This window comes from Helicobacter pylori HUP-B14 (assembly GCF_000259235.1).
Taxonomy (GTDB): Bacteria; Campylobacterota; Campylobacteria; order Campylobacterales; family Helicobacteraceae; genus Helicobacter; species Helicobacter pylori_CU.
In genome coordinates this window covers 1535693-1562358 of the sequence record NC_017733.1, presented here as the reverse complement: position 1 = coordinate 1562358, position 26666 = coordinate 1535693, and the positions used below count along the sequence as shown (strand labels likewise).

Genomic DNA, 26666 nt, shown 5'->3' with positions numbered 1-26666 from the left:
TTTATGGAATTATTCAAACAAGTTAGAATCTTAAGCTTCATGCGTTATTCCAATTATGGGGTGATCGTTTCAGCGATCTTGGTGCTTCTGGCGTTAGGGCTTTTGTTTTTTAAAGGGTTTTCTTTAGGGATTGATTTTGCGGGGGGGAGTTTGGTGCAAGTGCGTTACGCTCAAAACGCCCCCATTAAAGAAGTGCGCGATCTTTTTGAAAAAGAAGCTCGCTTCAAGGGCGTTCAAGTGAGCGAATTTGGCTCTAAAGAAGAGATTTTAATCAAATTCCCTTTTGTAGAAACGGCTGAAAACGAAGACTTGAACGCTATCGTGGCTAACATTTTAAAACCTAGCGGCGATTTTGAAATCCGTAAATTTGACACCGTGGGCCCTAGAGTGGGGAGCGAGTTGAAAGAAAAGGGCATTTTGTCGCTGATTTTAGCCCTAATGGCGATCATGGTTTATGTGAGTTTCCGCTATGAATGGCGCTTCGCTTTAGCGAGCATCATTGCGCTTGTGCATGATGTGATTTTAGTGGCAAGCTCAGTGATTGTTTTTAAGATTGATATGAATTTGGAAGTGATTGCGGCTTTGCTCACTTTGATTGGGTATTCCATTAATGATACGATCATTATTTTTGATCGGATCAGAGAAGAAATGCTCTCTCAAAAAACCAAAAACGCCACTCAAGCCATTGATGAAGCCATTTCTAGCACGCTCACGCGCACGCTTCTAACTTCTTTAACCGTGTTTTTTGTGGTGTTGATTTTGTGCGTATTTGGGAGTAAGATCATCATTGGCTTTTCATTGCCCATGCTAATAGGCACGATTGTAGGGACTTATAGCTCTATTTTCATCGCCCCTAAAGTAGCGTTATTGTTAGGCTTTGATATGGGTAAATATTATGAGAATGAGGCTAGAAAAATCAAAAAAGCTCAAGAGAAAGAAAAAATGCGCCGTTTGTATGAGGGCGGTCAAGTTTAAGGAGTTTCTATGGATTGGGGTCGGGTCATTCATGTGCTGTTCAGCCTTATTTCTTTAACCACCATTGCAGGGTTTTTGTATGAGCCTAATACGGTGGTGTTGTTTGTAGCGTTAGCTTTAAACCTTATTTCTGTTACGCTCAAAATTGGGGTGATCAAGCGTTTCGCTTCAGAGCTGTTGGCCAGCTCTTTAGCTACCGTGTTGCACCTCATACCGGCGTTTGTGTTTTTACAGATTTTAAATAATTTGGTTACCGCTTACATGCTCATGATTGGGGCGTTGATTAGTAACGCTTTCAGTCTCATCTTTTTGTTGATTGAAAGCGTTGTAACGAGCGAAACGGATTAAGGGGTAGTGATGGATTTTATCAATATAGAAAAAAAATGGCAAGAATTTTGGTGGAAAAATAAGAGTTTTGAGCCTAAAGACGATTTTAACCTCCCTAAAAAATACATTCTAAGCATGCTGCCTTATCCTAGTGGGGAAATCCACATGGGGCATGTGCGCAATTACACCATTGGCGATGCTTTAGCGCGTTATTATCGTTTGCACCATTATAATGTGTTACACCCTATGGGGTTTGATTCTTTTGGGATGCCTGCAGAAAATGCGGCCATTAAGCATGGTATCCACCCTAAAACCTGGACTTATGAAAACATTGAAGCCATGCAAAAAGAGTTTGAAGCTTTAGGGTTTTCTTTTTCTAAAAACAGGGAATTCGCCACTTCAGATCCGGATTACACGAAATTTGAACAGCAATTTTTCATTGATTTGTGGGAAAAGGGGCTAATTTATCGCAAGAAAGCCATGCTCAATTGGTGCCCTAACGACAAAACCGTTTTAGCTAATGAGCAAGTCATTGATGGGAGGTGTTGGCGTTGCGATACGGAAGTTGTTCAAAAAGAACTCTATCAATATTATTTGAAGATCACAAACTACGCTGAAGAATTACTAAAAGACTTAGAAACTTTAGAAGATCATTGGCCTTCTCAAGTCCTAATCATGCAAAAAAACTGGATAGGGAAATCTAGCGGGTTGCAATTTGGCTTTAAAATCGCTGATGAGTGCTTGAAAGCTTGCAACGGCATTCAAGAAATTGAAGTTTTTACTACAAGAGCGGATACCATTTATGGCGTAACTTACATCGCCATCGCCCCAGAACACCCTTTAGTAGAGCATGCCATTAAGCGAGTGAGTCAAGAAGATTCAAAGATGATTAAAGCGATTTTAAACACGACTCAAAGAGAAAGGGCTTTAGAGAAAAAAGGGGCGTTTTTAGGCATTTACGCTATCCACCCTTTAACGAAGCAAAAAATCCCTGTTTGGGTGGCTAATTTCGCCCTAGCTAATTATGGCTCTGGGGCGTTAATGGGCGTGCCAGCCTGCGATGAAAGGGATTTTGAATTCGCTAATCTTTATCATATCCCTATTAAAGTGATCACTCAAAGTTCTCAAAGTTTGCCCCATACCAAAGAAGAGGTTTTAAAAAATAGCGGGGAGTGGAGCGATCTTTCTAGCTCAGTGGCCAGAGAGCAAATCATCGCTTATTTTGAAAAAGAAAACCTCGGTAAAAGGGTGATCAACTACCGCTTGCAAGATTGGGGAGTGAGCCGTCAAAGGTATTGGGGAGCGCCCATTCCTATGATTCATTGCAAACATTGCGGGATTGTGCCTGAAACCCAACTGCCGGTAACTTTACCTGAAGACATTGTGATTGATGGGGAGGGCAATCCGTTAGAAAAGCATGCGAGTTGGAAATTCGCTCAATGCCCCAAATGCCACAAAGACGCTTTAAGAGAGACAGACACCATGGACACTTTCATCCAATCCAGTTGGTATTTCTTGCGCTACACCACCCCCAAAAATCAGCGTGAAAATCAAGCGTTTGATCAAAATTACTTGAAGTATTTCATGCCGGTGGACACTTATATCGGCGGCATTGAACATGCGATTTTGCACTTGTTATACGCGCGCTTTTTCACTAAGGCTTTAAGGGATTTGGGCTATCTTCATTTAGATGAGCCTTTCAAACAGCTTATCACTCAAGGCATGGTCTTAAAAGATGGTGCTAAGATGAGCAAATCTAAAGGCAATGTCGTTAGCCCTAAAGAGATACTTAAAAAATACGGGGCTGATGCTGCAAGGCTCTTTATCCTTTTTGCTGCCCCACCGGCTAAAGAATTGGAATGGAATGACAGCGCTTTAGAGGGGGCGCACCGGTTTATCAAGCGCTTATATGATAAAGCGAACGCCATTACCCCTACCACTTCTAAGCCTGAATTTAAAGGAGTGGGCCTGAATGAAGCGCAAAAACTAGGGCGTAAAAAAGTCTATGAAGCGTTAAAAAAATCGCATGAAATTTTCAATAAGGCTGAAAGCGCTTACGCGTTTAACACTTTGATCGCAAGCTGCATGGAAGCCTTAAACGCTTTGAGTGCGCAAAATAATGAGCGGATTTTATGCGAGGGTTATTTTGTGTTGTTGCAAATTTTAGAGCCTATTATCCCGCACACCGCATGGGAGTTGAGCGAGATGCTTTTTAAAAGAGAGAATTTCAAGCCTATAGCAATTGATGAAAGCGCTTTGATGGAAGACTTTATGACTTTAGGGCTTACCATTAATGGCAAAAGGCGTGCGGAATTGAAAGTCAATATTAACGCCAGCAAAGAAGAAATCATTGTTTTGGCTAAAAAAGAATTAGAGAAATATTTAGAAAAGGCGAGCGTTAAAAAAGAAATTTATGTGCCTAATAAGCTTGTTAATTTTGTTGTCGCATGAGGGCTTTACTTTTTTTTATTTTGTTGCTTTGGTTCAAGGGTTGTGGGTATAAGCCTATTGCAGCTTACGCTCAAAACGCTTTAGGCGATAGCGTATACGTGAAACTCATTGTGAATTTGCCTAACCCTGAAAATTCTGTAGAGTTTAAAGACTTGATGAATCGTTTAGTCGTGCAACGCTTCCAAAACCGCTTAGCGAGTGAAAAAGATGCGGATTCTATCATTATTATAGAAATCACGAATGTAACCGATACGAGCATCACGCAAAATAAAGAAGGCTTTACGACTTTCTATCGCGCGACTGTGTCTGTAAGCTACACTTACGATAATAAAAGAGGCACACAAAAGACTTTTCAAAATAGCGGGTATTATAATTACGCCGTGAATTTGCAAGACCCCCTTAACACCTACCAGAACCGCTATTACGCTATCAATCAGGCTGTGGAGCAAACTTTGACTAAATTTGTCGCGCAAATCGCTTATGAGGGGAAATTCAATAATGAAAAATAGCCATGGATTAAAGGCGTTTTTAGAAACAAAGCCTAAAGAATACCACAAGTTTGACCCTAGCCGCTTCATTCAAATTTATAAGGATTTTAAGAACGCTTTTTTTGAGATTCAAGCGAAAGTCATTCATGTGGTAGGGACTAATGGCAAGGGCAGCACCGGGCGGTTTTTAACCCTTTTATTAGCCGATCAAAATTTTAAAGTGTTGCATTTCACCTCCCCTCATGTTTTTGAATTTAGGGAGCGCTTTTTTTTGAATGGCTCTGTTGTTGAAGAAAGCGTTTTAGAAAACGCCCACCAGCAATTGCAACCGCACGCTTTCAGCAGTGCTTGCTCGTATTTTGAATACGCTACCTTATTAGCCGTCATGCTCGCTAAAGATTGCGATTATCTAGTCTTAGAAGCGGGGCTTGGGGGGGAGTTTGACAGCACGAACGCTTTGGAAAAAACCCTAAGCGTTTTTACCCCCATTGATTATGATCATAAGGAATTTTTAGGGGATAGTTTAGAAAGCATTGCGACTACCAAATTAAAGGCGATGGGCCCTCTTAGCATCATCGCTCCCCAACAAGAACTGGTTTTAAATGTGGCTCAAAAAATCGCCAAAGACAAACACGCGCAATTGATTGTGGTTCAAAATGAAATTTCAAAAGGAGTCAGGGATTATATTGAACGCCACCATTTAGCCCATTTTTTAGCGATGAATTTGGAAGTGGCTCTAAAAGCGTTTGAAACGCTATTGCCATGCAATAAACAAGAAGTTTTAAAAAACCTAAAGCCCCTAAATTTAATCGGCCGTTGCGAGCTTTTAAGCCCTAATGTCTTAATAGATGTGGGGCATAACCCCCATAGCGCCAAAGCCTTAAAAGAAGAAATCAAACGCGTTTTTAACACTCCAATCGTTTTGATTTATAACTGCTATCAAGATAAGGACGCTTTTTTGGTGCTAGAAATTTTAAAGCCTGTGGTTAAAAAGGTTTTGATTTTAGAATTGCATGAAGAAAGGGTTATCAAGTTAGAAAAGCTTAAAGGGATTTTAGAAGCTTTAGGGTTAGAATACGCTTTGTTTGAAGATTTGGAAGAAAATGAAAATTATTTGGTGTATGGCTCATTTCTAGTGGCCAACGCTTTTTATAAACGCTATCCAAAGAAGAGGGATTGATGCCACAAAACCAGCTTATGATCACCATCATTGATGAATCAGGCTCTAAACAGCTCAAATTTTCTAAAAACTTAAAACGCAACCTCATCATTTCTGTTATCATTCTTTTGTTGATCGTGGGGCTTGGCGTGGGGTTTTTAAAATTTTTAATCGCTAAAATGGATACGATGACAAGCGAGAGGAATGCGGTTTTAAGGGATTTTGGGGATTTGTATCAAAAAAATTACGCCCTAGCAAAAGAGATTAAAAACAAGCGAGAAGAGCTCTTTATTGTGGGGCAAAAGATCCGTGGGCTAGAATCCTTGATTGAAATCAAAAAGGGGGCTAATGGGGGAGGGCATCTCTATGATGAAGTGGATTTAGAAAATTTGAGCTTAAATCAAAAAAATTTAGCGCTCATGCTCATTCCTAATGGCATGCCCCTAAAAACTTATAGCGCTATCAAACCTACCAAAGAAAGGAACCACCCCATTAAAAAGATTAAGGGCGTTGAATCCGGGATTGATTTTATCGCGCCATTAAACACGCCTGTGTATGCGAGCGCTGATGGGATTGTGGATTTTGTGAAGACTCGTTCTAATGCGGGGTATGGGAACTTGGTGCGCATTGAGCATGCGTTTGGTTTTAGCTCCATTTACACGCATTTAGATCATGTCAATGTGCAGCCTAAAAGCTTTATCCAAAAAGGGCAGTTGATTGGCTATAGCGGGAAGAGCGGTAATAGCGGCGGTGAAAAATTGCATTATGAAGTGCGGTTTTTGGGTAAAATTTTAGACGTGCAAAAATTTCTGGCATGGGATTTAGATCATTTTCAAAGCGCTTTGGAAGAAAATAAATTTATTGAATGGAAGAATTTGTTTTGGGTTTTAGAAGACATCGTCCAGCTCCAAGAGCATGTGGATAAAGACGCGCTCATAAGCCAGTAAGGATTTTAGTGTTTTTAGACAGGCGTTTGATTGTGATGGTTACGGACTCTAAAGGGAGCCGTTATATTAATGTGCATATCTTATTCCGCCAAATTGGCTTGTATGCGCTGTTGAGCGTTATAGGCTCTCTATTGTTTTTAGGCGTTTCATTACTGGTTTTAAATAAAGAAATTAAAAACATTGAAAAACAGCATGCTTTAATCACTAAGGAATTTGAGAAAAAAAGAGAGACGAATGAAAAGCTTTCTTTGCAAATGGATGAATTTTTAGACGATTTGCAACTTTCAGGGGAACGCATCAACGATTTAGAAGAAGTGGTGGGGGTGAATAGGCCTGAAGAAGAAAAAGAAGAGGGCAATTTTTCCAGCCGCTTGGATGTCGCTGGGATTACCGGGCTTCAAAAAAGCTTTATCATGCGCCTTATCCCTAATGACTACCCGCTAGAATCCTATCGGCGCGTTTCAGCTGCCTTTAATAAAAGAATCCACCCTATTTTGCATGTGTTGCACAACCATACCGGGCTTGATTTAAGCACCGCTATTAACACCCCTGTGTATGCGAGCGCGAGCGGGGTAGTGGGGTTAGCGAGCAAAGGGTGGAATGGGGGGTATGGGAATTTGATTAAAGTTTTCCACCCTTTTGGTTTTAAAACCTACTACGCCCATTTGAATAAAATCGTCGTAAAAACGGGCGAATTTGTCAAAAAAGGGCAGTTGATTGGGTATAGTGGTAATACAGGGATGAGCACAGGGCCGCATTTGCATTATGAAGTGCGCTTCTTAGATCAACCCATAAACCCCATGAGTTTCACCAAATGGAACATGAAAGATTTTGAAGAAGTTTTTAATAAGGAAAGGAGCATCAGATGGCAATCTTTGATAACAATAATAAATCGGCTAATGCAAAAACAGGACCAGCGACTATCATCGCTCAAGGCACAAAAATAAAGGGTGAGCTTCATTTGGATTACCATTTGCATGTGGATGGCGAATTAGAGGGGGTGGTGCATTCTAAAAGCACGGTGGTGATTGGGCAAACCGGCTCGGTAGTGGGTGAGATTTTCGCTAATAAATTAGTAGTGAATGGCAAGTTTACTGGCACGGTGGAAGCGGAAGTGGTAGAAATCATGCCTTTAGGGCGCCTTGATGGTAAGATCTCTAGCCAAGAGCTTGTGGTGGAAAGGAAAGGGATTTTGATTGGGGAGACTCGCCCTAAAAACCTTCAAGGGGGTGCGTTGTTGATCAATGAGCAAGAAAAGAAAATTGAAAATAAATAGGGAATGATCCAATCTAGCCTTTATAAAGCCTTAAATGAAGGCTTTGATTATCAAATACTCGCTTGTAAGGATTTTAAAGAATCCAGGCTCGCTAAAGAAGTCATAAGCTATTTTAAGCCAAATATTAAAGCCGTTCTTTTCCCAGAGTTTAGGGCTAAAAAAAACGACGATTTGCGTTCGTTTTTTGAAGAATTTTTACAGCTTTTAGGGGGTTTGAGGGAGTTTTATCAGGCCTTAGAAAACAAGCAAGAAACTATCATCATTGCCCCTATTAGCGCTTTATTGCACCCTTTACCTAAAAAAGAACTTTTAAAAAGCTTTAAAATCACTCTTTTAGAAAAATATAACCTTAAGGATTTGAAAGACAAGCTCTTTTATTATGGCTATGAAATTTTAGACTTAGTGGAATTGGAAGGCGAAGCGAGCTTTAGGGGGGATATTGTGGATATTTATATACCTAATTCTAAGGCGTATCGCTTGAGTTTTTTTGACACGGAGTGTGAGAGCATTAAGGAATTTGACCCTACCACTCAAATGAGTCTTAAAGAAGATTTGTTAGAAATTGAAATCCCCCCCACGCTTTTTAGTTTGGACGAACCATCCTATAAGGATCTAAAAACAAAAGTGGAACAAAGCCCCTTAAATAGCTTTTCTAAAGATTTAACCAGTTTTGGTTTGTGGTTTTTAGGAGAAAAAGCACAAGACTTGCTAAGCGTTTATAAAAGCGTTATAAGCCCTAGAGCTTTAGAAGAAATTCAAGAATTAGCGAGCTTAAACGAATTGGATGATGAGCGTTTCAAATTTTTAAAGGTTTTAGAAAACGCGCAAGGCTATGAAGATTTAGAAATCCATGCGCATGCCCTAGAAGGCTTTATCGCTTTGCATTCGCACCATAAAATCACGCTCCTAGCTCCTAATAAAACGATTTTAGACAATGCGATAAGTGTGCTTGAAAAAAGCAGCATGGAATGCGTGATCGCCCCCTTTGTGTTAAACTTTAAAACACCTGATGGGATTTTTATTTCGCTCAATTCTTTTGAAAGGAAGAAAAAGCATAGAAAATCCAAGCTCGCTTTGAATGAATTGAATGCGGGCGAATGGGTGGTGCATGATGATTACGGGGTGGGCGTGTTTTCTCAATTAGTCCAGCACAGCGTTTTAGGGAGCAAGAGGGATTTTTTAGAAATCGCTTATTTGGGCGAAGACAAACTGCTATTACCGGTAGAAAACTTGCATCTCATCGCTCGCTATGTGGCGCAAAGCGATAGCGTGCCAGCTAAAGACCGTCTAGGGAAAGGGAGTTTTCTCAAATTAAAAGCTAAAGTCAGGACTAAGCTTTTAGAAATTGCAGGCAAGATCATTGAATTAGCGGCTGAACGCAATTTGATCTTGGGTAAAAAGATGGATGTGCATTTAGCGGAGTTGGAGGTCTTTAAATCGCATGCGGGGTTTGAATACACCAGCGATCAAGAAAAAGCCATCGCTGAAATTTCAAGGGATTTAAGCTCTCACAGGGTGATGGACAGATTGTTGAATGGGGATGTGGGTTTTGGGAAAACAGAAGTGGCGATGCATGCGATTTTTTGCACGTTTTTAAACGGCTTTCAAAGCACGCTAGTCGTGCCTACTACTTTATTAGCGCACCAGCATTTTGAGACCTTAAGGGCGCGTTTTGAAAATTTTGGCGTTAAAGTGGCTCGTTTGGACAGGTATGCGAGCGAAAAAAACAAGCTTTTAAAGGCCGTAGAATTAGGGCTAGTTGATGTTCTTGTAGGCACGCATGCGATTTTAGGCGCGAAATTCAAAAACTTGGGTTTAGTGGTGGTGGATGAAGAGCATAAATTTGGCGTGAAACAAAAAGAAGCTTTAAAAGAATTGAGCAAAAGCGTGCATTTTTTAAGCATGTCCGCTACGCCTATCCCGCGCACTCTAAACATGGCGCTCTCTCAAATTAAAGGCATTAGCTCTTTAAAAACCCCGCCCACAGACAGAAAGCCCAGCCGCACTTTTTTGAAAGAAAAGAATGACGAACTCTTAAAAGAGATTATTCATAGAGAATTACGCCGTAACGGGCAAATTTTTTACATCCATAACCACATCGCTAGCATTTCAAAAGTCAAAACCAAGCTAGAAGATTTAATCCCTAAACTCAAAATCGCTATTTTGCATTCCCAGATTAACGCTAATAAGAGCGAAGAAATCATGCTAGAGTTTGATAAGGGGAACTATCAGGTTTTATTATGCACTTCTATTGTGGAATCAGGGATTCATTTGCCTAACGCTAACACGATTATTATTGATAATGCGCAAAATTTCGGGCTGGCTGATTTGCACCAATTAAGAGGGCGTGTGGGGAGAGGCAAAAAAGAAGGCTTTTGTTATTTCCTCATAGAAGATCAAAAAAGTTTGAACGAACAGGCTTTAAAACGCTTGCTCGCTTTAGAAAAAAATTCGTATTTAGGCAGTGGGGAGAGTATCGCTTATCATGATTTAGAAATCAGGGGGGGCGGGAATTTGCTCGGGCAGGATCAAAGCGGGCATATTAAAAATATCGGTTATGCGCTCTATACGCACATGCTTGAAGACGCGATTTATGAATTGAGTGGGGGGAAGAAAAGGCTTGAAAAAAGCGTAGAAATCCAACTTGGCGTGAGCGCTTTTTTAAACCCTGAACTCATCGCAAGCGATAGTTTGAGGTTGGATTTGTATCGCCGTTTGAGTTTGTGTGAAAATACAGATGAGGTGGGGCAAATCCATGAAGAAATAGAAGACAGGTTTGGCAAAATAGACGATTTGAGCGCTCAATTTTTGCAAATCATTACGCTTAAAATTTTAGCCAACCAGCTTGGCATCATTAAACTTTCTAATTTCAATCAAAACATCACCCTTACTTATAGCGATGAACATAAAGAAAGCCTGAAAGCCCCAAGCAAAGACGATAACGATATTTTAGAAACCCTTTTGAAACATCTGCGCGCTCAAATTTCTTTAAAACGGCGTTAAAAGCGTTTGATTTTGGTCTCAATTTGTTATTTTAAAAAGATTATTAAGAGAGTTTGTTGTAAAATAGGGATTTGCTATGCCTTTAGTCGTTAAAAGGTAATTATCATTAAGGAGTTTTTTAATCATGGCAGATATTCAAAGGCGTGATTTTTTAGGAATGAGCCTTGCTAGCGTTACAGCTATAGGGGCGATAGCGAGTCTAGTAGCGATGAAAAAGACTTGGGATCCGCTTCCAAGCGTTGTTTCAGCCGGTTTTACAACCATAGATGTGGCGAACATGCAAGAAGGGCAGTTTTCCACGGTGGAATGGCGTGGGAAACCGGTCTATATCCTCAAGCGTTCTAAAAAAGAGGGCTTTAATGAGAAGCGCGATTTTAAAATTGGCGAGAGCGTTTTTACCACAGCCATTCAAATTTGCACGCATTTAGGGTGTATCCCCACTTATCAAGATGAAGAAAAAGGTTTTTTATGCCCATGCCATGGGGGGCGTTTCACTGCTGATGGCGTGAATATTGCCGGCACCCCCCCTCCACGCCCTTTTGATATCCCGCCTTTTAAAATTGAAGGCACTAAAATCACTTTTGGTGAAGCCGGGGCTGAATACAAGAAAATGATGGCTAAAGCGTAAGGAGAATTCCATGGCAGAGATAAAAAAGGCGAAGAATTTAGGCGAATGGCTGGACATGCGTCTTGGTACTAACAAGCTTGTTAAAGTGCTAATGACAGAATATTGGATCCCTAAAAACATCAATTTCTTATGGGCGATGGGGGTGATTTTATTGACCCTTTTTGGCGTGCTTGTGGTCTCAGGGATTTTCTTGCTCATGTATTACAAGCCTGATGCGAAAATGGCGTTTGATAGCGTGAATTTCACCATCATGCAAGAAGTGGCTTATGGCTGGCTTTGGCGCCACATGCATGCCACGGCAGCGAGCATGATTTTTGTCATCATTTATATCCACATGTTTGTTGGCATCTATTATGGCTCTTACAAAAAGGGCCGTGAGATGATTTGGATTAGCGGGATGATTTTATTTGTGGTCTTTAGCGCGGAAGCCTTTAGCGGGTATATGTTGCCTTGGGGGCAGATGAGCTATTGGGCCGCAGCGGTTATCACTAATTTATTTGGGGGCATTCCTTTTATTGGGGCTGATGTGGTGGAATGGATTAGGGGCAATTATGTCGTGGCGGATTCCACTTTAACGCGCTTTTTCATGCTCCATGTCTTTTTACTGCCCATTGCGATCATTCTACTTGTTGGGGTGCATTTTTATTCTTTACGCATCCCGCATGTCAATAACCAAGAAGGCGAAGAGATTGACTTTGAATTAGAAGAAAAGAAATTCATTGAAGGCAAGAAAAAAGAATCCAAAGTCATTCCTTTTTGGCCGGTGTTCTTGTCTAAAGATATTTTTGTGGTTTGCGCGTTCATGGTCTTTTTCTTTTACTTGGTGTGTTACCACTATGATTTCGCGATGGATCCTATCAACTTTGAAAGGGCTAACAGCCTTAAAACGCCGCCTCACATTTACCCTGAATGGTATTTCTTATGGAGCTATGAAGTCTTAAGGGGCTTTTTCTTTAGCGCTGATTTAGGGCTAATGGCTTTTGGCGTGGCGCAAGTGATTTTCTTCTTACTGCCCTTTTTGGACAGAAGCCCGGTTGTCGCTCCCGCGCACAAACGGCCTGCGTTTGAGGCGTGGTTTTGGCTTTTAATCATTGATATGATTGTTTTAACGATCTATGGTAAATTGCCTCCGCTTGGGATCGGTAAATACATTGGCTTAGCGGGTTCAATCACTTTTTTGGCCCTTTTCTTTGTGGTATTGCCCATTATCACTATCGCTGAGAGCAAGAAACAAGGGGGTGTTAGATGAAAGAATTTAAGATTCTAATCATCCTTATTGTGGTGGTAGGCGTGATTTATTATGGGGTTGAGCCTTATGCGCATTCGGTGATGCACCCTAAAGTCGCTCCGGCGGATTTTGCTTTCAAGGATTTAGAGCCGATGGATTTAAAAAATGGCGACGCCAATAAAGGCAAACAGCTTGTAGCTGAAAATTGCACCGCTTGCCATGGCATTAAATCCCAAAACATTCCAGCCCCTATGGACAGCCTTAGTGCGAGCAACTCTTTTGGGGTCGTGCCACCGGATTTAAGCCATGTGGCGGGGGTTTTGAACGCGAATTTCTTAGCCCACTTCATCAAAGACCCCGTGAAAACGGCGAAATTGAGCCATAAGTTCAACGATGAAAGGCCCTATCCTATGCCGGCGTTTTCTCAATTTAGCGATAAAGATTTGAGCGATATTGTGGCGTATCTCACTTCTATTTTGCCTAAAAATTTGAGCGATAAGGAAGTGTTCGCGCAAAGCTGTCAAAGGTGCCATAGCCTGGATTATGCGAAAGATAAGGCCTTTAGCGATCCTAAAGATCTAGCCAATTATTTAGGCTCTCATGCACCTGATTTGTCCATGATGATTAGAGCTAAAGGCGAACATGGCTTGAATATTTTCATCAACGATCCGCAAAAGCTTTTGCCTGGCACGGCTATGCCTAGAGTGGGGTTGAGTGAACAAGCTCAAAAACAAGTCATCGCATATTTGGAAAAAGCAGGCGATAGGAAAAAACATGAAAGGAATACCTTAGGGATAAAAATCATGATTTTCTTTGCGGTGCTGTCGTTCTTGGCTTATGCGTGGAAAAGAAAAGTTTGGAGCGAAGTGCATTGAAGTGAAAAAAGGGGGAGAGAATGCAAGGAGGTTTTTCTATGAGACCGATCATCAATTTCTTTACGCTAAAAACAAATTTGCATTCTACAAGAAATAGATAAGTGGGAAATAAATACGCTAATGAGTGAGCGTTTTCAAAAATTCCAAGACATTCTGCTCTCTTAAAATGTGGTTGGGCGAAAAGAAGCTTTCAATCTGGTGGTGGTTAGAAAATTCCTTTTTATGCTCATAAGCTTTTCTGATGTAGGGGGCAAACCCAAAAGGGTTTTCTAAATCCTTTAAGGCGTTTTTCAAACTTCCTTCATCTTTATCTAAAGTATCAAAATACTTGAGCAAGACCTCTCTGATTTCATAACTCAAAATATCTGAGCCTTTAAAAAAAGTGATGTTTGCATTAGCGACTCCATACACATAAATCGCATTGGGTTTAGGCAGGTTTGAATTCCACATGGGGCGAGAAGTTTGAAGATTTTTTTCACCCTTATCGTTTTTAGAAAACTTGATTTCAATCCCCACCACATGATCAAAAATAAAAACCAAAAAATCAGGGTAATTTTGTGAGCCAAAAGGCTGGTATAAAAAATGGCTTGTAAGGTTTGAAAAAGGGTTTTTAAGGGTGTGTGGGTGATTTTTTTCTAAAACTTGCTTTTTGAGTTGGTTAAAAGCGGTTTTGATTTCTTTATTAGGCTTTTCTTCAATATGGCTTAATTCTTCTGTTAAATCGCCATTGATTTCGCTAAAGTGTTTTTTTAATTCATTCCTAAATTGGTTTTCAAACTGCTCCCCTGTGCTAGAACTTGCAAAAAACTTTCTTTTATTGGTAATTTCTTGGAACACTTTTTCAAGCATGCATTTCCTTTAATTTGCAATATTCTTCCACAAAATCATAAGTAGAAAACCCTAAAACTTGCGTGTTTTTATGAGCGAGTTTGTTAAAATCAATTTTATGGATAATCCTTAAAGCTTCTTTGGAGTGGGCTTTAATAAAAAAATATTGTCGGTTTTTAACCAGTAAATTTGCATTGGTGATCTTTTCGTTGTAGTCATAAAAGCCTTGTCTCACCACCGCAAAATCCCATTGGTATTTTTCTTTGTTGAAATATTTTAGGGTGTGTGGCGTGTTGTTATGAATATAAGTGATGAAGTCATTATGGCGGATTTTAGGGGGTGCAATGATGCGTTCGTCTTTAAGATTTAGGGCGATATTTTTATGCATATAGGTTTGAAAAACGCATTTCACATCATAGGGCCGTTCATTAAAAATAAAAGCGTTTTTTTCTAAATCAGCGTTTAAAACCAATTTTGCACGCTTATCAATGTGTTTTTGAATGGAATAGCGTTTGAATAAATTAGGCAAAATAAACGCTACAATAGGCGCTTCGTTTAAAGATTTGTTTAAAAAATCTAGGGCTAATTTCCCTCTATGCCCAAAAGGAGGGTTGCCAACAATGACACGCTTTTTATCAAACTCAATCAATTCCAACAAATAATCTTTTTTTTGAATGCCTTGAGCTTTAGGGGCAATATCAAGGGCGATGCAATCAGCAATCCCTAATTCTTTTAACGCATCAACAAAGCTCCCACTCCCTGCACTTGGCTCTAAAAAATGGAATGCGTTTAAGTCTAGCCCTAGATTTTGAATGATGAGATCTTTTAGTAAATCCAAACAAAATCGCGCGATTTTGGGGTGGGTGTAAAAAGCGTCTAAATTCTTTTGCAAGGTAGCATTACTAGCCATTTTAATCCCATTTAATTGAAATCAAACCCGCCCGCTTCGCCTAAACTCATGCTTTCATAAGCCGCATCCACATAGCTGTTGCGGATCTCGCATTTTAAAACCTGCTCGCATTTCAAGCAACTCGCTACTTGCTTTTCTTCTTGGCATGCTTGTAATTTCAAAAGAGCGGCATTAAAACGCTCTTCGTATTCTAATTTTTTAGCGCTATTTTGCATCATTCTCCCTTTAAATATTTTTCTAAAACCTGAGCTTCATGCGGACTGGCTAAATAGCATTCGCTTTTTTCATGATAGCTTTCCACGCTTTGTTCTAGCAAACGCTTTTTAACCCCCTTATCAAAATAAAACGCTTCCCCTTTAGCTTTTTCAACCATCAAGGCCAAAGGAAAGACTTCAAAAAGCTTTCGCAATTTCTTTTGCGGGTAGGAAAACACCCCGCCTTTTTTAACCAACACATGATGGACATCAGCCACCATAGATCCTGAGTATCGTAAGCGGTAATTTTCTGCAAAAAACCCCTCTAAAGCCTTTTTTAAGCCCAAAGAAAAATCCTTTTGATTGCCTCCGCTAGCGACGATTTTACCCTTATTTTCTAAAACGATGGTTTCTATAAAATGAAACTTGTTCTGATAAAAGGCGTAACGATAAACTTCTTCTAAAGCCACCACTAATTCAATTTTATGCCCAAAAACCACATAAAGGCTTGCAACTAAATTTTGCGCCTTATAATCCTTTTCATAAACCCCTATAATCGTGCCTACTAAGAAATTCGCCTCCATGACTGAACTCCCATCTAAGGGGTCATAAGCGATCAAATAGGAGCCGTTTTCTTTAGTAACAGGCGTTTCTTTTTCTTCGCTAAAAACGCTTTTGACATTTTCTAAACTCAAAAAATTTTCTTCTAAAAACTTATCTAGGGCTAAATCCGCTTTAATGGGCGTATCCCCGCTGCTGTTTTCTAACTTAGTGTAACTCCCAGCGTCCGGTTTTTCTAAAATTTCTTGGGCTTTTTTAACCCCTTTTTCTAAAAGACTAATAATTTCTATAACGATGTTCGCATGCTTGCATTTAAAATGTTTGTAATCCATAAAAACCCTTTTATGATTTGATTAAAGATGCTAATATTTTACTTTAAAACATTGGAAATAGGGAAGTATTTTGAAAGTAGCCCCGAGCCTTTTGAGCGCTGATTTTTTGCATTTAGCCAAAGAGATAGAGAGCGTGAGTAACGCTGATTTTTTGCATGTGGATGTGATGGATGGGCATTATGTGCCTAATTTAACCATGGGGCCTGTGATTTTAGAGAATGTTACTCAAATGAGCCAAGTGCCTTTAGATGTGCATTTAATGGTAGAAAACGCGAGCTTTTTTGTAGAATTATTTTCTCCTTTAAAACCGCAAATCATTAGCATTCATGCAGAAAATGAAAAACACCCCCACAGGGTGTTGCAACTCATTAAAAATCTAGGCATCACGCCAGGCGTTGTCCTAAACCCCCACACGCATGAAGAGAGTGTTAAATACTTGCTAGAAAGCGTGGGGCTAGTGCTTTTAATGAGCGTGAATCCGGGCTTTGGTGGGCAGAAGTTTTTAGATTTAGTGCTAGAAAAGTGTTTGAAAGTTAAAGAATTGATCAGGCGCTACAACCCGAGCTGCCTTTTAGAAGTGGATGGGGGCGTGAACGATAAAAATATCTTTGAACTCCAACAAGCGGGCGTGGATGTGGTGGTTTCAGGGAGTTATATTTTTAAATCCAAAGATCGTAAGCTGGCTATTGAAGGCTTACAGAATGTCAGACAACCTCTTGCATAAAGACATCCAAGCCCTAATCGCTCGCTTAAAGCACCAGGATTTAAGCTTGGGCATGCTAGAAAAATCGCTCTCTCGCCTTATTTATGATGAAATCAATTTGGAATATTTAAAAGCATGCGGGCTTAATTTCATAGAAACGAGTGAAAATTTAATCACGCTCAAAAACCTTAAAACCCCCCTTAAAGATGAGGTTTTTTCCTTTATTGATTTAGAGACCACCGGCTCTTGCCCCATAAAGCATGAGATTTTAGAAATCGGGGCCGTGCAAGTGAAAGGGGGGGAAATTATCAATCGTTTTGAAACCCTTGTGAAAGTCAAAAGCGTGCCTGATTATATTTCTGATCTTACAGGCATCACTTATGAAGACACCCTAAACGCCCCAAGCGCGCATGAAGCTTTGCAAGAATTGAGGCTTTTTTTAGGCAATAGCGTGTTTGTGGCCCACAACGCTAATTTTGATTACAACTTTTTAGGGCGTTATTTTGTAGAAAAATTGCATTGCCCCTTATTGAATTTAAAGCTTTGCACTTTGGATTTATCCAAACGAGCCATTTTGTCCATGCGTTATTCTTTGAGCTTTTTAAAAGAGCTTTTAGGGTTTGGCATAGAAGTCAGCCATAGAGCCTACGCAGACGCTTTAGCGAGCTATAAACTCTTTGAAATATGCCTGTTAAACTTGCCCAGTTACATCAAAACAACAATGGATTTGATTGATTTTTCCAAATGTGCTAACACTCTTATCAAAAGACCCCCAAGATCCAAATACCAAGAGACTCCACCGCCATTTTCTCTTTTTGAAAGGACAAAGGGTTTGTTAAATATCATAAAAGCAACCAGTTAAACGAAAGCTGTTTAATGGGGCTTAATAGGGCTAGGATTTTATTGTTTTTGTTCTTTGAGAATATCGCATGCTTCTTTTAACCCTAATTCGCAACTCTTTTTAAGGTTTTCTGTCGTTTGCTTTTCATCCTTTGCTACGCCTTTACCCTCATTATAAAACGCTGCTAGAGCGTAACACCCTTTAGCATCGTTCAATTCACAAGCTTTGGCAGAATATTCAAAAGCTTTTTTAAAATTTTGTGTTACGCCTTCACCATTATGATAAATATCCCCTAAAATCGCACAGCCATCGCCATAGTTTAACTCGCAAGCTTTAGAATAATATTCTAGATCTTTTTTATCTTTTTTCAAACCCTTTATCATATCGTTATAAAAAGTTGCTGACAGCATACACCCTTCAACATTATTTAACTTACAAGATTTAGAGTAATATTCTAAAGCATTTTTAAGATCGTTTGCATTAAAATAAAACTCTGCTAAGTCCTTGCATTTTTCAGCATCGTTTGATTTGCAAGCTTTAGCAGTAGCGGTGTGTTCAAGAGCTTTTTCAATGCTTTCTCTTGCACTTCCTTTTAGGATGACTTTAGAATAAGCCTCTCTTAAGATCGCACAACCATCAGCATCGTTTAATCTACAAGCTTTTTCAAAGTATTCCTTAGCCCTAGTGAAATCTTTATCCGTGTAAATAGTGATACCTGAAAATATAAGCTCTTTAGAGTCTTGCTCTGCCATTAACCCCCCTAAACACAACGCCCCCAAACACAAAACCCTAAAAACCGCTTTTTTGACACCCCTTAACATGACGCATTCCCTTTTGTTAAAAATATAAGATTCTATTGCGATTGATATTGATAGCTAAAATCTTTTAATGTTTAAAAAACGGGGACTTGATTATTTCATTTTAAACTCATGAAAGGATAGGGGTTATTCGCAATACCCTACCCCACAATATCCAGCAAATGTTCTTCATGCCACAATTCAATTTCTTCTTCTTCCAAGCCAAACGCCTTAGCCCTTTGGCTGTTTGGATAGCGGTTTTTGGAGCCTTCTTTAGGATCTTTATCGCTAATAGCTTGCATGTTTTCTAACGCCCTTGTTTCTTGGGCTAATTCAAGCTTGCTTTGAAAGCTTTGCACTAAATCCAACATATCACTTCTTGCACCCTGTTGGATAGCAGAATTTAAAGGAGCGTTTTGATTGATATAAGTTACATTGCCTAAAGCTGAAACACCCATGCTAATCTCCTTAGAATGTTTAAGTGTCCTTTAGACTAATAGTTCGGTATTTTGAGTAAATGACATTAGCTCCTTTGATGATTTTGACAAATTTTCGCTGCGTGTAGTCAATTTCGTAACTATTAAACGCATCTTTTTGCATTTTAATCAACATTTTGGCTAATTCCATAATGACCTCATCTTTGGGTGCGTTCTTTTGGCAAAAAACGATCAAATGCGATCCAGGAATATTTCTTACATGCATCCACAAATCATTCGCCCTTGCGTCTTGTAAGAGTTTGATATTCTCTTTTTGGTTTTTCCCTAAACCGATTTTAAAATCCTTATAATACAGCACTTCATACCCATTCATCGGGCGTTTGATTTTAGAGTTTTTTACCGGTATAAACATTTCTAAAACACTTTCTTCTTGCGCTCCTTTAACATAGTTGATTTGATTTTCTTTAAAAGCGATTTTTTCTTTTAAATTCTCTTCTTCTAAATACAAGAATTGCGATTTTTGTTTCTTTTTTTTACTGAGAGTGAATTTTTTATTGATAAAAGCGTTTAAGGGCATGCTCTTATCAATTTCAATCGCACATTCCTTATCTTCAAAATCCTTTAAAACCACGCGACTTTCATGCTTATGGATTAAATGCTGGTAAGTGAGCAACAATGAGGCTTGAGTTTGCAATTCTTTCGCTTCCAATTGTAAATTTTTAGGATCTTCTAGTTTTTCTAATTTTTCTTTCAAGCGTTCTTTTTGAATATTTAATCGCTTGATGATTTGATTTTTTTTGTGTTCCAATTCTTTGTGTTGGTAAAATAAAAAATCTTTTTCTAATATTTCTAACAATCCCTTAAAATCCAAATCCTCCTCTTGATGCTCGTAAATATTAGGAGGCAATGCCCCTAAAATATCGTTTTTAGCGACCCTGTCATTAAAACGAAAGGCTTCTATCACGCATTTTTCTTGATCTAAAATCATAAGGTTGGCTTTTTTAGGGATCATTTCTAAACGCAAAATAAAATTTTCACTCTTATAAGCCAAATCTTTAGTGCCTGTGATTTCTAAAATCCGATCGTTATCAATGATGTTTGCTTGTAAAATTTTGGCGTTTTTAGTGAATTTATTCAAACAAAAATCTAACGCTAGGGTGTTTTTTAAAACGCTCTCTGGGGGTTTTTTGGACAAACCGATATAAGGCGCGTTCAAATCTACAACAAAGGCGTGTTTTTCTTTAGAAAAAGTTTCTAATAAAAAGCTAGACGCGCTCAAGCGTTTGAGGTTAAAATGCGTTTGGGTGTTTAAAAATTCGCTGATTTTCTTTAAAAGAAAAAATTTCATCATCACACCTTTAATTTTTCCTTAGCGAAAGAAATCGCGCTCTCTATGTTTTCGCTCCCCCCTATCATGCGCGCGATTTCTAAAACCCTTTCTTCGTTACTAAGGGTTTTTGCAAGGCTTTTGTGGTTTTCTTTAAACACCAAAATATGGTTTTTAGCGAGCGCTGGGATATGGACTTGGTGCGAAATGGCAAAGATTTGCGAATGGCTGCTCAAGGTTTCAAGGGCTTTAGAGACCGCCAAACTCTCTTCGCCGCTCAAGTTGGAATCCATTTCATCTAACACCAACACACCTTTAAAATCCTTTAAAAACTCCATTTCTAAAAGCATGAACGCCAACCTCAAACGGCTGTATTCTCCAGAGCTTAAAGTCTCTAATTGGGAATTTTGTAAATGTAAAACGAGTTTTTGAGCGCCTTTCTCGCTCATGGGGGCTTCTTCTAAGATCAAACTAGGGCTTTTTAAGAGCAAATCTTTCGCTTTAGCGCTTAAAAGAGCGTTAAAACCGGCTAAATACTCTTTCCTAAAGCCGCCTATTTCTTCGCACAATTTCAAGCATTCGGCTTTCAATCGCTCTATTTCTTTGTGGTAAGTTTCGCAATAATGGTCAATTTCTTTTAGGTTGTGCAATTCGTTTTTAACATGCGCTAAGCGTTCTTTAGCATGCGTAATGCTCCCGTAATCCTTAATGATCCCGCTTAGCATGCCAAGTTTTTCTAACACCTTTTCAATATCCAAACGCTCGCACTCTTCTAATTTAGCCTGCTCTTTTTCCAACAGAGCGCTTGCCTCTAATAAAGCGCTTTTTAAAAACTCCGCGCTATGGCCCACGCTCTCTAAAGCATGCGTGATCTTGTGGGTATTTTCTAGCACCTCTAACGCCAGAGCGATTTTATCGTTCAATTTTTCCTTGCTGGAGAGCAATTTTTTTTGCTCTAAAAGGCGTTCGTATTCGTCTTCTTTTAAATCCAGCCTCTCTAATTTCATTTTTTCAAAATTCAACCGTTCTTCTAAATCCTTTTGAAAACGCTTTTTATTCTCTAATAACCGCCTTTCTTTTTCTAGCTTCTCTAAATGGGTGAATTTTTCTTCAAGCACACCTAAAAGGGGGCTAAACGCCTTGTTTTTGTTTTGGATATAGCCATCTAGTAAGGAGAGCATTAAAATATCATTGAGTTCATTCTGGCTGAATCTATCATTAGATAGGCGTTTGATCAAACCTTTTAATAACGCTTTGAGCGTGTTTTTAGACAGGCTTGTTTGGTTTAAAAAATAGCGCGTTTTTTCTTTTTTAATCACGCTGATGACTAAAGGTTCGTGGTTATCTTCTCTAAAAATGCCGTATTCTTCCGTGTCTAAAAAAGGCGCGATCAATTCCACTTCAATGTTTGAAGCGTTGCTTTCTTTAAGCCCAAACGCCCCTAAAAGGCTCGCGATAAGGACGCTTTTGCCCACCCCACTAGCCCCACTAATCGCGCTCAAGCCATCTTTAAACTCTAGATCCAATTTTTCAAAAACAGCGTTTTGACGCACTTTTAAGCGTGTGATTTGAGCGTTATTGAAATCTCGCATTTTTTACCCTTTTTATTTTTTTTTGCTAGGGCTTTCCCCCCATAATAGCTTTTCTTTAAGCACCTTAAAATAATCCCTTGAATTTTTTTGTAAGAGCTTGGTGGTCGTGGGGCTTTTTTGAATGTATAGAGGTTGGTTGGCTTCTAAATCATAAGTGGCTTGCCCGTCAATGACCACAAGAGCGTCTTCATGAGCGCAAAAATTCAAACAAAATTCCGCTCCTAACACTAAAGGGCGTTGCGTTAAAGAAAAATCGCACAAGGGCGTTAAAATATAGCTCTGGCTTAAGGCATGCACAATCGGCCCATGAGCACTCAAATTATAAGCGGTCGAGCCTAAGGGCGTGGCAATGATAAGCCCATCGCCTTTATAAGTGTTAAAGGGCGTATGGCCCACATAAGCTTGGATGTCTAAAACCCCTAAAGCTTTTTTTTTAGCGATCACAATTTCATTGATCGCATAAAAAGAGATTTTTCCAATACGGCCCTCTAAAGCCAGATGCTCTTCTAATTTGATCCTGTTTTGCTTGAGATCTTGTAAGAAATCTTTCAACCCGTTCAATTCAACCGCACTCAAAAACCCTAAATTCCCAATTCTAACCCCAAAACACGGCTTATTGTAAGAATGCGTCATTCTTAAAGCCCCTAAAATCGTGCCATCGCCCCCTAAACACAAAAACGCATAGGCTTTTTCTATCAATCGTTCATCTTGTGCTCCATCAAGGCTATCAATCATAAAGCTTCCAAACCCCTCACCTTCTAAAAGCTTTAAAACCCATTCTTTAGCTCGCTCCAGCTCTTCAAAAAGGGGGTTTTGATAATGAGTGGGCCGCACAAACACGCCGATAGTTTGATGTGAATCTTTCATGCGTATATTGTAGCTTAAAGCTTGAAACAAAATTTTAAAAAAGGGGGTTTTAATTGCTTTTTTATCATCTTGTGTAAAGTTCATGAAAAGTTTTTATTGTGGTTAATGTTTCATTATTTAATCGTTTTTAATTGTTTTTTGGGTATTCTTTTTAAGAATTAAACATTATGTTAAGGAATCATCCATGAAAAAATTTTTTTCTCAATCTTTGTTAGCTTTAGTTGTTTCTGTAAGCGCGTTATCAGCGATGGATGGCAATGGCGTTTTTTTAGGAGCGGGTTATTTGCAAGGGCAAGCCCAAATGCATGCGGATATTAATTCTCAAAAACAAGCCACCAACGCTACTATCAAGGGGTTTGATGCGCTTTTAGGGTATCAATTTTTCTTTGGGAAATACTTTGGCTTACGCCTTTATGGGTTTTTTGACTACGCTCATGCCAATTCTATTAGGCTTAAAAACCCTAACTATAACAGCGAAGTGGCGCGATTGGCGGGTCAAATTCTTGGGAAACAGGAAATCAATCGTTTAACGAGCCTTGCTGATCCTAAAACCTTTGAACCCAACATGCTCACTTATGGGGGGGCTATGGATTTAATGGTCAATGTCATCAATAACGGCATCATGAGTTTGGGGGCTTTTGGTGGGGTGCAATTGGCCGGCAATTCATGGCTTATGGCGACACCAAGTTTTGAGGGTATTTTAGTGGAGCAAGCTTTGGTGAGCAAAAAAGCCACTTCTTTCCAATTTTTATTCAATGTGGGGGCTCGTTTAAGGATCTTAAAACATTCCAGCATTGAAGCGGGCGTGAAATTCCCCATGCTAAAGAAAAACCCCTACATCACTGCAAAAAATTTGGATATAGGGTTTAGACGCGTGTATTCGTGGTATGTGAATTACGTGTTCACTTTCTAGGGGCGCATCCCTAGAGCTCAAGCGCACTCTCAATGATTTGAATCAACTTTTCTTTTCTTTTTTCTAAGCTTTTGGGCGTCCATTCTGTGTATTTGTGTGCAATGTCTATGGTCATCTTATAGCAAGTCATCACATTAGAAGTTTTCGTTTTTCTTGACCTGATTTCTTCTCCCATGTAGATTTTCTTTTTATCTTTGAAATCCAAATTTGAAGCTTGAGAGTTTTTATTGCCTCCTAAAAGCGTGAGGTTGGCTAAAGAATGCGTGTATAATCCTCTTTCTTCTTCGCTAAAGTCTTTCATCCACTGGCTTGAAGGATCGGGTTTTTGGGGTAAGATGTGTTCAACATGAAAATCGTTCTTTTGAATGCGTTTAGGATAATCGTCATCGCTCATGAAATATTCCACTAGAATGAGAACGGGTTTGAGCCATGAATTTTTTTTAGGAGGCTTGCCATTAATTAAGTAGAATTTTGTGTATAAGTTGCTGTCTTGCAGGTTTTCTTTAAAGCGTTGCGTGATATTTTTATCCTTAAAATATTTTTTCACAATAGAAGCGATATTCTCTACGCTTTTCTTTTCTTTTAGGGCATTAATGATGTTGCAACAAGTTTGGCTGCGTGTGGTTTTTGTCTGCCCTGCAACCCAATCTTGGTAATAAAACTTGACTAACAATTCTTTTAAAGTCTCTATCTCGCTTTCGCTATAGCGGTGCAACAAGCTAGCACACAACATAACGCATAAATGATCATCGTCTTTATACGAGAGCAAATGAGCGTGTCGGTCTTGCATTTCTAACACCTCACCATAAGCGTTATAGAAATTTTCTATGCCCTTAAGGTATTCTAAAGGGGTTTTGTTAAGATTTTTAAACCAAGTAACGAGTCTTTTTTCCATTTTTTTCCCACTAGTTACCGGATCGAGATAGGTCAAATGCCAGCTGAATAATGTCTCCATTGTTAAATCATTATCTGAGCATTTTTGGCTTAAGGCGTTCCAACGAGACACAAGCTTTTTTTGATCCTCTTCTTTAGCCAATTCTTTTAACAACTCTCCCTTAAAAATATCTGTCGCATTCAAAGGCAAACCCCTAGCGTTTAAAACATTAAAAATCCTTAACGCCTTGTCTATACTTGGGCAAATGATGGTGATAAATTTAACATTAGAATACAGCCACTCAATGAAATCGTTAATGTTTTCAATCTCTTTTTTCCTGAGATAGTCTTTTAAACAAACCGCATTTTTTAAGTAATTGTTTTCATCATTTTTACTTACATGATGAGAGTCATCAAAAAAATCTAATGCATCTTGAAAATCATATTCAGCGTTAGACCCTATAGTGTTAAAACTCAGTCGTTTTCTTTCTGTATGCCTATCTTTCCAACCCTCTTGTAAATGTTCTAAATGCTTAGGGTCTAAACAATCATTATAAAGATCGGCTAAAACTTTTGCCAACAGAATGAAAGTGCTTAAGCGTTGCTGGCCATCCACAATATCATAGATTTCGGTTTTGGAATTGGGATCGGATTTGACTAAGACTAATGAGCCGCAAAAATAATCGCTTTCTCTATCCTCTTCATAGTCTTCAAACAAATCGTCTAAAAGCTTTTCGCAGTTTTCTTTTGTCCATTGATAAGGGCGTTGGTAGATAGGGATTTGGTAATAGAATTCTTCTTTTAAAGTATTTTTTAGATACCACTCATAGCTATCAATTTTTGCCATAAAAACCCCTTGTATGATTTAGGGTAGATTATAACATTAAAAAGTGTTTTTTTTTTTTTTTGAAATATTTCCACACATTAAGACGCATGGTTTATCGCCATGCCCTTTTTTACAACTTATTTTTAAAGCTCCTTTAAAACCTCTAAAGGCGATTTGAACGCTAGATTGAAGGTTTTAGCGATGCCTTCTTGGGTGATATAGCCGTTATAAGCGCTCAAGCCTCCAAGGGTGTTTGCCACGATTTTAGTGTTGGCTTTTAAAAAGCCCTTCAAACCATGCTCTAAATAATACAACAAATACGGCACGCTTGCATGGCTATAAGCCGTAGAACTCGTTTTAGCAACAATCCCTGGCATGTTCGGCACGCCATAATGCAACAAATCCTCTTCCACATACACAGGGTTAGAATGGCTTGTCTGGTGTATGGTCTCTATGCACCCCCCTAAATCGCAAGCCACATCTATCACTACCCCTTGTTTTTGCATGCGTTTTAAATGCTTTCTTAAGATCACTTTAGGGGTTTGGCTCGCTGTAACTAACACCGCTCCCACTAGCCCCACCGCTCCGTTTAAGGCTTGAATGATATTGGCTTCATTCACGCTTAAAACTTCTAAATCATACAAATGATAATAGGGATGGTTTTGCAATTTAGCGTAGTCTAGTTCTAAAATCGTTACTTTAGCCCCCATTTGGCTTAAGACTTTCGCGCTTTCCATGCCAACCACACCGCCTCCAACCACGACGATTTTAGCCCTTTGCGTGCCCGATAACCCCCCAAGCATGACCCCCTTACCCATAAACCCTTTAACATGCTCTAAAGCCAATAAATAATGCTGGACTAAATGCGCAGCCAACCTCCCAGCCACCACGCTCATAGGCACTAAAATAGGGTAGTCGTTTTTAGGCCCGGCAATGGTTTCAGTGCAAATGGAAGTGATTTTTTTATCTATAAACATTTCGCACAAGCTTTTTTGATACGCTAAATCCAAATAACTAAACAGAGTCGCTTTTTCTTTTAGTAAATGGTATTCATGTTCTAAAGGCTCTTTGCATTTGACCACCAAATCTTGCCCCCACGCTGTTTTAGTATCCACGATTTTAGCCCCCACGCTCTCATACGCTTCGTTACTATAACCGCTATTAGCGCCGGCGCTATTTTCTACTAAAACCTCCACGCCCTTTTGCGTGATTAGCGCCGCATCATCAGGCACTAAAGCCACTCGTGATTCTAAATCCATGCTTTCTTTGACCAACCCAATAGTCATGTTAATCCTTTAAATAGTAGTG

At 39.3% G+C, this 26666-nt stretch carries 26 protein-coding genes; 15 read left to right on the top strand and 11 right to left on the bottom strand.

Annotated elements, in window-relative coordinates:
• Window positions 1-3: 3 nt before the first annotated feature.
• The 12 genes from secF to HPB14_RS07445 all read left to right on the top strand — a co-directional run bounded on the left by secF (window position 4) and on the right by HPB14_RS07445 (window position 13357).
• Entirely contained in the window at window positions 4-975 is a 972-nt protein-coding gene (gene secF / locus HPB14_RS07500; RefSeq protein ID WP_000418647.1) for a protein translocase subunit SecF, read from the top strand.
• A gap of 9 nt (window positions 976-984) precedes the next feature.
• Complete coding sequence (locus HPB14_RS07495) at window positions 985-1323, top strand: DUF6394 family protein (protein WP_000383764.1); 339 nt, start codon at window positions 985-987, stop codon at window positions 1321-1323.
• A 9-nt stretch (window positions 1324-1332) separates the two neighbouring features.
• On the top strand, window positions 1333-3753 hold the full coding sequence (gene leuS, locus HPB14_RS07490) for a leucine--tRNA ligase (RefSeq protein WP_000345690.1): 2421 nt from the start codon (window positions 1333-1335) through the stop codon (window positions 3751-3753).
• Entirely contained in the window at window positions 3750-4262 is a 513-nt protein-coding gene (lptE, locus tag HPB14_RS07485) for an LPS assembly lipoprotein LptE (RefSeq protein WP_001202124.1), read from the top strand. The genes leuS and lptE overlap by 4 nt, the downstream gene beginning before the upstream one ends.
• Window positions 4252-5421, top strand: coding sequence for a bifunctional folylpolyglutamate synthase/dihydrofolate synthase (locus HPB14_RS07480; RefSeq protein WP_000797881.1), 1170 nt, complete (start codon window positions 4252-4254; stop codon window positions 5419-5421). Before lptE ends, HPB14_RS07480 begins: the two co-directional genes overlap by 11 nt.
• On the top strand, window positions 5421-6347 hold the full coding sequence (csd2, locus tag HPB14_RS07475) for a M23B family cell shape-determining DD-metalloendopeptidase Csd2 (RefSeq protein ID WP_001135946.1): 927 nt from the start codon (window positions 5421-5423) through the stop codon (window positions 6345-6347). Before HPB14_RS07480 ends, csd2 begins: the two co-directional genes overlap by 1 nt.
• An 8-nt stretch (window positions 6348-6355) precedes the next feature.
• Entirely contained in the window at window positions 6356-7294 is a 939-nt protein-coding gene (csd1, locus tag HPB14_RS07470; RefSeq protein ID WP_000478035.1) for a peptidoglycan DD-metalloendopeptidase Csd1, read from the top strand.
• Between the two features lie 14 nt (window positions 7295-7308).
• Window positions 7309-7623, top strand: a complete 315-nt coding sequence (locus HPB14_RS07465; protein ID WP_000384500.1) for a bactofilin family protein — start codon at window positions 7309-7311, stop codon at window positions 7621-7623.
• A 3-nt stretch (window positions 7624-7626) separates the two neighbouring features.
• Window positions 7627-10626, top strand: a complete 3000-nt coding sequence (gene mfd, locus HPB14_RS07460; protein WP_000616281.1) for a transcription-repair coupling factor — start codon at window positions 7627-7629, stop codon at window positions 10624-10626.
• A 124-nt stretch (window positions 10627-10750) separates the two neighbouring features.
• Window positions 10751-11254 (top strand): ubiquinol-cytochrome c reductase iron-sulfur subunit, encoded by a 504-nt coding sequence (gene petA, locus HPB14_RS07455; RefSeq protein ID WP_000763638.1) that lies wholly within the window; start codon window positions 10751-10753, stop codon window positions 11252-11254.
• 10 nt (window positions 11255-11264) lie between these two features.
• Window positions 11265-12503: a cytochrome b gene (locus tag HPB14_RS07450; RefSeq protein ID WP_000807881.1), complete on the top strand. Its 1239-nt coding sequence runs from the start codon at window positions 11265-11267 to the stop codon at window positions 12501-12503.
• Window positions 12500-13357 (top strand): cytochrome c1, encoded by an 858-nt coding sequence (locus HPB14_RS07445; protein ID WP_000657605.1) that lies wholly within the window; start codon window positions 12500-12502, stop codon window positions 13355-13357. The genes HPB14_RS07450 and HPB14_RS07445 overlap by 4 nt, the downstream gene beginning before the upstream one ends.
• A gap of 117 nt (window positions 13358-13474) precedes the next feature.
• On the opposite strand, the gene HPB14_RS07440 is transcribed toward HPB14_RS07445, so the two are convergent.
• From HPB14_RS07440 to HPB14_RS07425, 4 genes are read right to left on the bottom strand one after another with little or no spacing between them, the layout of a single operon-like run.
• Entirely contained in the window at window positions 13475-14206 is a 732-nt protein-coding gene (locus tag HPB14_RS07440) for a hypothetical protein (RefSeq protein WP_014658556.1), read from the bottom strand.
• Window positions 14199-15095, bottom strand: coding sequence for a hypothetical protein (locus HPB14_RS08330; protein WP_000157836.1), 897 nt, complete (start codon window positions 15093-15095; stop codon window positions 14199-14201). The genes HPB14_RS07440 and HPB14_RS08330 overlap by 8 nt, the downstream gene beginning before the upstream one ends.
• A gap of 11 nt (window positions 15096-15106) precedes the next feature.
• A complete protein-coding gene (locus HPB14_RS07430; protein WP_014658555.1) occupies window positions 15107-15310 on the bottom strand; it encodes a hypothetical protein in 204 nt (67 codons plus the stop codon).
• Window positions 15310-16182 (bottom strand): class 1 fructose-bisphosphatase, encoded by an 873-nt coding sequence (locus HPB14_RS07425; RefSeq protein WP_000384735.1) that lies wholly within the window; start codon window positions 16180-16182, stop codon window positions 15310-15312. Before HPB14_RS07425 ends, HPB14_RS07430 begins: the two co-directional genes overlap by 1 nt.
• 70 nt (window positions 16183-16252) lie before the next feature.
• Here HPB14_RS07425 and rpe point away from each other — a divergent pair, with 70 nt between their 5' ends.
• Together rpe and HPB14_RS07415 are read left to right on the top strand one after the other, a co-directional pair.
• The gene (rpe, locus tag HPB14_RS07420) at window positions 16253-16906 is read left to right on the top strand and encodes a ribulose-phosphate 3-epimerase (protein ID WP_000861395.1); all 654 of its coding nucleotides are present in this window, start codon (window positions 16253-16255) and stop codon (window positions 16904-16906) included.
• The gene (locus tag HPB14_RS07415) at window positions 16884-17747 is read left to right on the top strand and encodes a 3'-5' exonuclease (RefSeq protein WP_001282619.1); all 864 of its coding nucleotides are present in this window, start codon (window positions 16884-16886) and stop codon (window positions 17745-17747) included. The genes rpe and HPB14_RS07415 overlap by 23 nt, the downstream gene beginning before the upstream one ends.
• 38 nt (window positions 17748-17785) lie before the next feature.
• Here the strand turns inward: HPB14_RS07415 and HPB14_RS07410 are convergent, their stop codons facing one another.
• The 5 genes from HPB14_RS07410 to HPB14_RS07390 all read right to left on the bottom strand — a co-directional run bounded on the left by HPB14_RS07410 (window position 17786) and on the right by HPB14_RS07390 (window position 22746).
• On the bottom strand, window positions 17786-18547 hold the full coding sequence (locus HPB14_RS07410) for a tetratricopeptide repeat protein (RefSeq protein WP_000943867.1): 762 nt from the start codon (window positions 18545-18547) through the stop codon (window positions 17786-17788).
• 137 nt (window positions 18548-18684) lie between these two features.
• Window positions 18685-18981 carry a hypothetical protein gene (locus HPB14_RS07405; protein ID WP_000539119.1) on the bottom strand — a complete coding sequence of 99 codons (297 nt, stop codon included), beginning with the start codon at window positions 18979-18981 and terminating at the stop codon, window positions 18685-18687.
• 19 nt (window positions 18982-19000) lie between these two features.
• On the bottom strand, window positions 19001-20308 hold the full coding sequence (locus HPB14_RS07400; protein WP_000667896.1) for an NFACT family protein: 1308 nt from the start codon (window positions 20306-20308) through the stop codon (window positions 19001-19003).
• 2 nt (window positions 20309-20310) lie between these two features.
• The gene (locus HPB14_RS07395; RefSeq protein ID WP_001204487.1) at window positions 20311-21879 is read right to left on the bottom strand and encodes a DNA repair protein RecN; all 1569 of its coding nucleotides are present in this window, start codon (window positions 21877-21879) and stop codon (window positions 20311-20313) included.
• A gap of 12 nt (window positions 21880-21891) precedes the next feature.
• Window positions 21892-22746 carry an NAD(+)/NADH kinase gene (locus HPB14_RS07390; protein ID WP_014658554.1) on the bottom strand — a complete coding sequence of 285 codons (855 nt, stop codon included), beginning with the start codon at window positions 22744-22746 and terminating at the stop codon, window positions 21892-21894.
• A gap of 184 nt (window positions 22747-22930) precedes the next feature.
• Between HPB14_RS07390 and HPB14_RS07385 the strand changes: the two genes are divergently transcribed.
• Window positions 22931-23659, top strand: coding sequence for an outer membrane protein (locus HPB14_RS07385; RefSeq protein ID WP_000713212.1), 729 nt, complete (start codon window positions 22931-22933; stop codon window positions 23657-23659).
• A 10-nt stretch (window positions 23660-23669) separates the two neighbouring features.
• Here the strand turns inward: HPB14_RS07385 and HPB14_RS07380 are convergent, their stop codons facing one another.
• Both HPB14_RS07380 and HPB14_RS07375 read right to left on the bottom strand, forming a co-directional pair.
• On the bottom strand, window positions 23670-25379 hold the full coding sequence (locus tag HPB14_RS07380; RefSeq protein ID WP_001062385.1) for a DUF262 domain-containing protein: 1710 nt from the start codon (window positions 25377-25379) through the stop codon (window positions 23670-23672).
• A 122-nt stretch (window positions 25380-25501) separates the two neighbouring features.
• On the bottom strand, window positions 25502-26644 hold the full coding sequence (locus HPB14_RS07375) for an alanine dehydrogenase (protein ID WP_000152015.1): 1143 nt from the start codon (window positions 26642-26644) through the stop codon (window positions 25502-25504).
• Window positions 26645-26666 lie beyond the last annotated feature (22 nt).

Bases quoted from the DNA above. Each gene is read 5' to 3' on its own strand.
- secF (WP_000418647.1), top strand. From the start codon at position 4: ATGGAATTATTCAAACAAGTTAGAATCTTAAGCTTCATGCGTTATTCC.
- HPB14_RS07495 (WP_000383764.1), top strand. From the start codon at position 985: ATGGATTGGGGTCGGGTCATTCATGTGCTGTTCAGCCTTATTTCTTTA.
- leuS (WP_000345690.1), top strand. From the start codon at position 1,333: ATGGATTTTATCAATATAGAAAAAAAATGGCAAGAATTTTGGTGGAAA.
- lptE (WP_001202124.1), top strand. From the start codon at position 3,750: ATGAGGGCTTTACTTTTTTTTATTTTGTTGCTTTGGTTCAAGGGTTGT.
- HPB14_RS07480 (WP_000797881.1), top strand. From the start codon at position 4,252: ATGAAAAATAGCCATGGATTAAAGGCGTTTTTAGAAACAAAGCCTAAA.
- csd2 (WP_001135946.1), top strand. From the start codon at position 5,421: ATGCCACAAAACCAGCTTATGATCACCATCATTGATGAATCAGGCTCT.
- mfd (WP_000616281.1), top strand. From the start codon at position 7,627: ATGATCCAATCTAGCCTTTATAAAGCCTTAAATGAAGGCTTTGATTAT.
- petA (WP_000763638.1), top strand. From the start codon at position 10,751: ATGGCAGATATTCAAAGGCGTGATTTTTTAGGAATGAGCCTTGCTAGC.
- HPB14_RS07450 (WP_000807881.1), top strand. From the start codon at position 11,265: ATGGCAGAGATAAAAAAGGCGAAGAATTTAGGCGAATGGCTGGACATG.
- HPB14_RS07445 (WP_000657605.1), top strand. From the start codon at position 12,500: ATGAAAGAATTTAAGATTCTAATCATCCTTATTGTGGTGGTAGGCGTG.
- HPB14_RS07440 (WP_014658556.1), bottom strand. From the start codon at position 14,206: ATGCTTGAAAAAGTGTTCCAAGAAATTACCAATAAAAGAAAGTTTTTT.
- HPB14_RS08330 (WP_000157836.1), bottom strand. From the start codon at position 15,095: ATGGCTAGTAATGCTACCTTGCAAAAGAATTTAGACGCTTTTTACACC.
- HPB14_RS07430 (WP_014658555.1), bottom strand. From the start codon at position 15,310: ATGCAAAATAGCGCTAAAAAATTAGAATACGAAGAGCGTTTTAATGCC.
- HPB14_RS07425 (WP_000384735.1), bottom strand. From the start codon at position 16,182: ATGGATTACAAACATTTTAAATGCAAGCATGCGAACATCGTTATAGAA.
- HPB14_RS07415 (WP_001282619.1), top strand. From the start codon at position 16,884: ATGTCAGACAACCTCTTGCATAAAGACATCCAAGCCCTAATCGCTCGC.
- HPB14_RS07410 (WP_000943867.1), bottom strand. From the start codon at position 18,547: ATGTTAAGGGGTGTCAAAAAAGCGGTTTTTAGGGTTTTGTGTTTGGGG.
- HPB14_RS07405 (WP_000539119.1), bottom strand. From the start codon at position 18,981: ATGGGTGTTTCAGCTTTAGGCAATGTAACTTATATCAATCAAAACGCT.
- HPB14_RS07400 (WP_000667896.1), bottom strand. From the start codon at position 20,308: ATGAAATTTTTTCTTTTAAAGAAAATCAGCGAATTTTTAAACACCCAA.
- HPB14_RS07395 (WP_001204487.1), bottom strand. From the start codon at position 21,879: ATGCGAGATTTCAATAACGCTCAAATCACACGCTTAAAAGTGCGTCAA.
- HPB14_RS07390 (WP_014658554.1), bottom strand. From the start codon at position 22,746: ATGAAAGATTCACATCAAACTATCGGCGTGTTTGTGCGGCCCACTCAT.
- HPB14_RS07385 (WP_000713212.1), top strand. From the start codon at position 22,931: ATGAAAAAATTTTTTTCTCAATCTTTGTTAGCTTTAGTTGTTTCTGTA.
- HPB14_RS07380 (WP_001062385.1), bottom strand. From the start codon at position 25,379: ATGGCAAAAATTGATAGCTATGAGTGGTATCTAAAAAATACTTTAAAA.
- HPB14_RS07375 (WP_000152015.1), bottom strand. From the start codon at position 26,644: ATGACTATTGGGTTGGTCAAAGAAAGCATGGATTTAGAATCACGAGTG.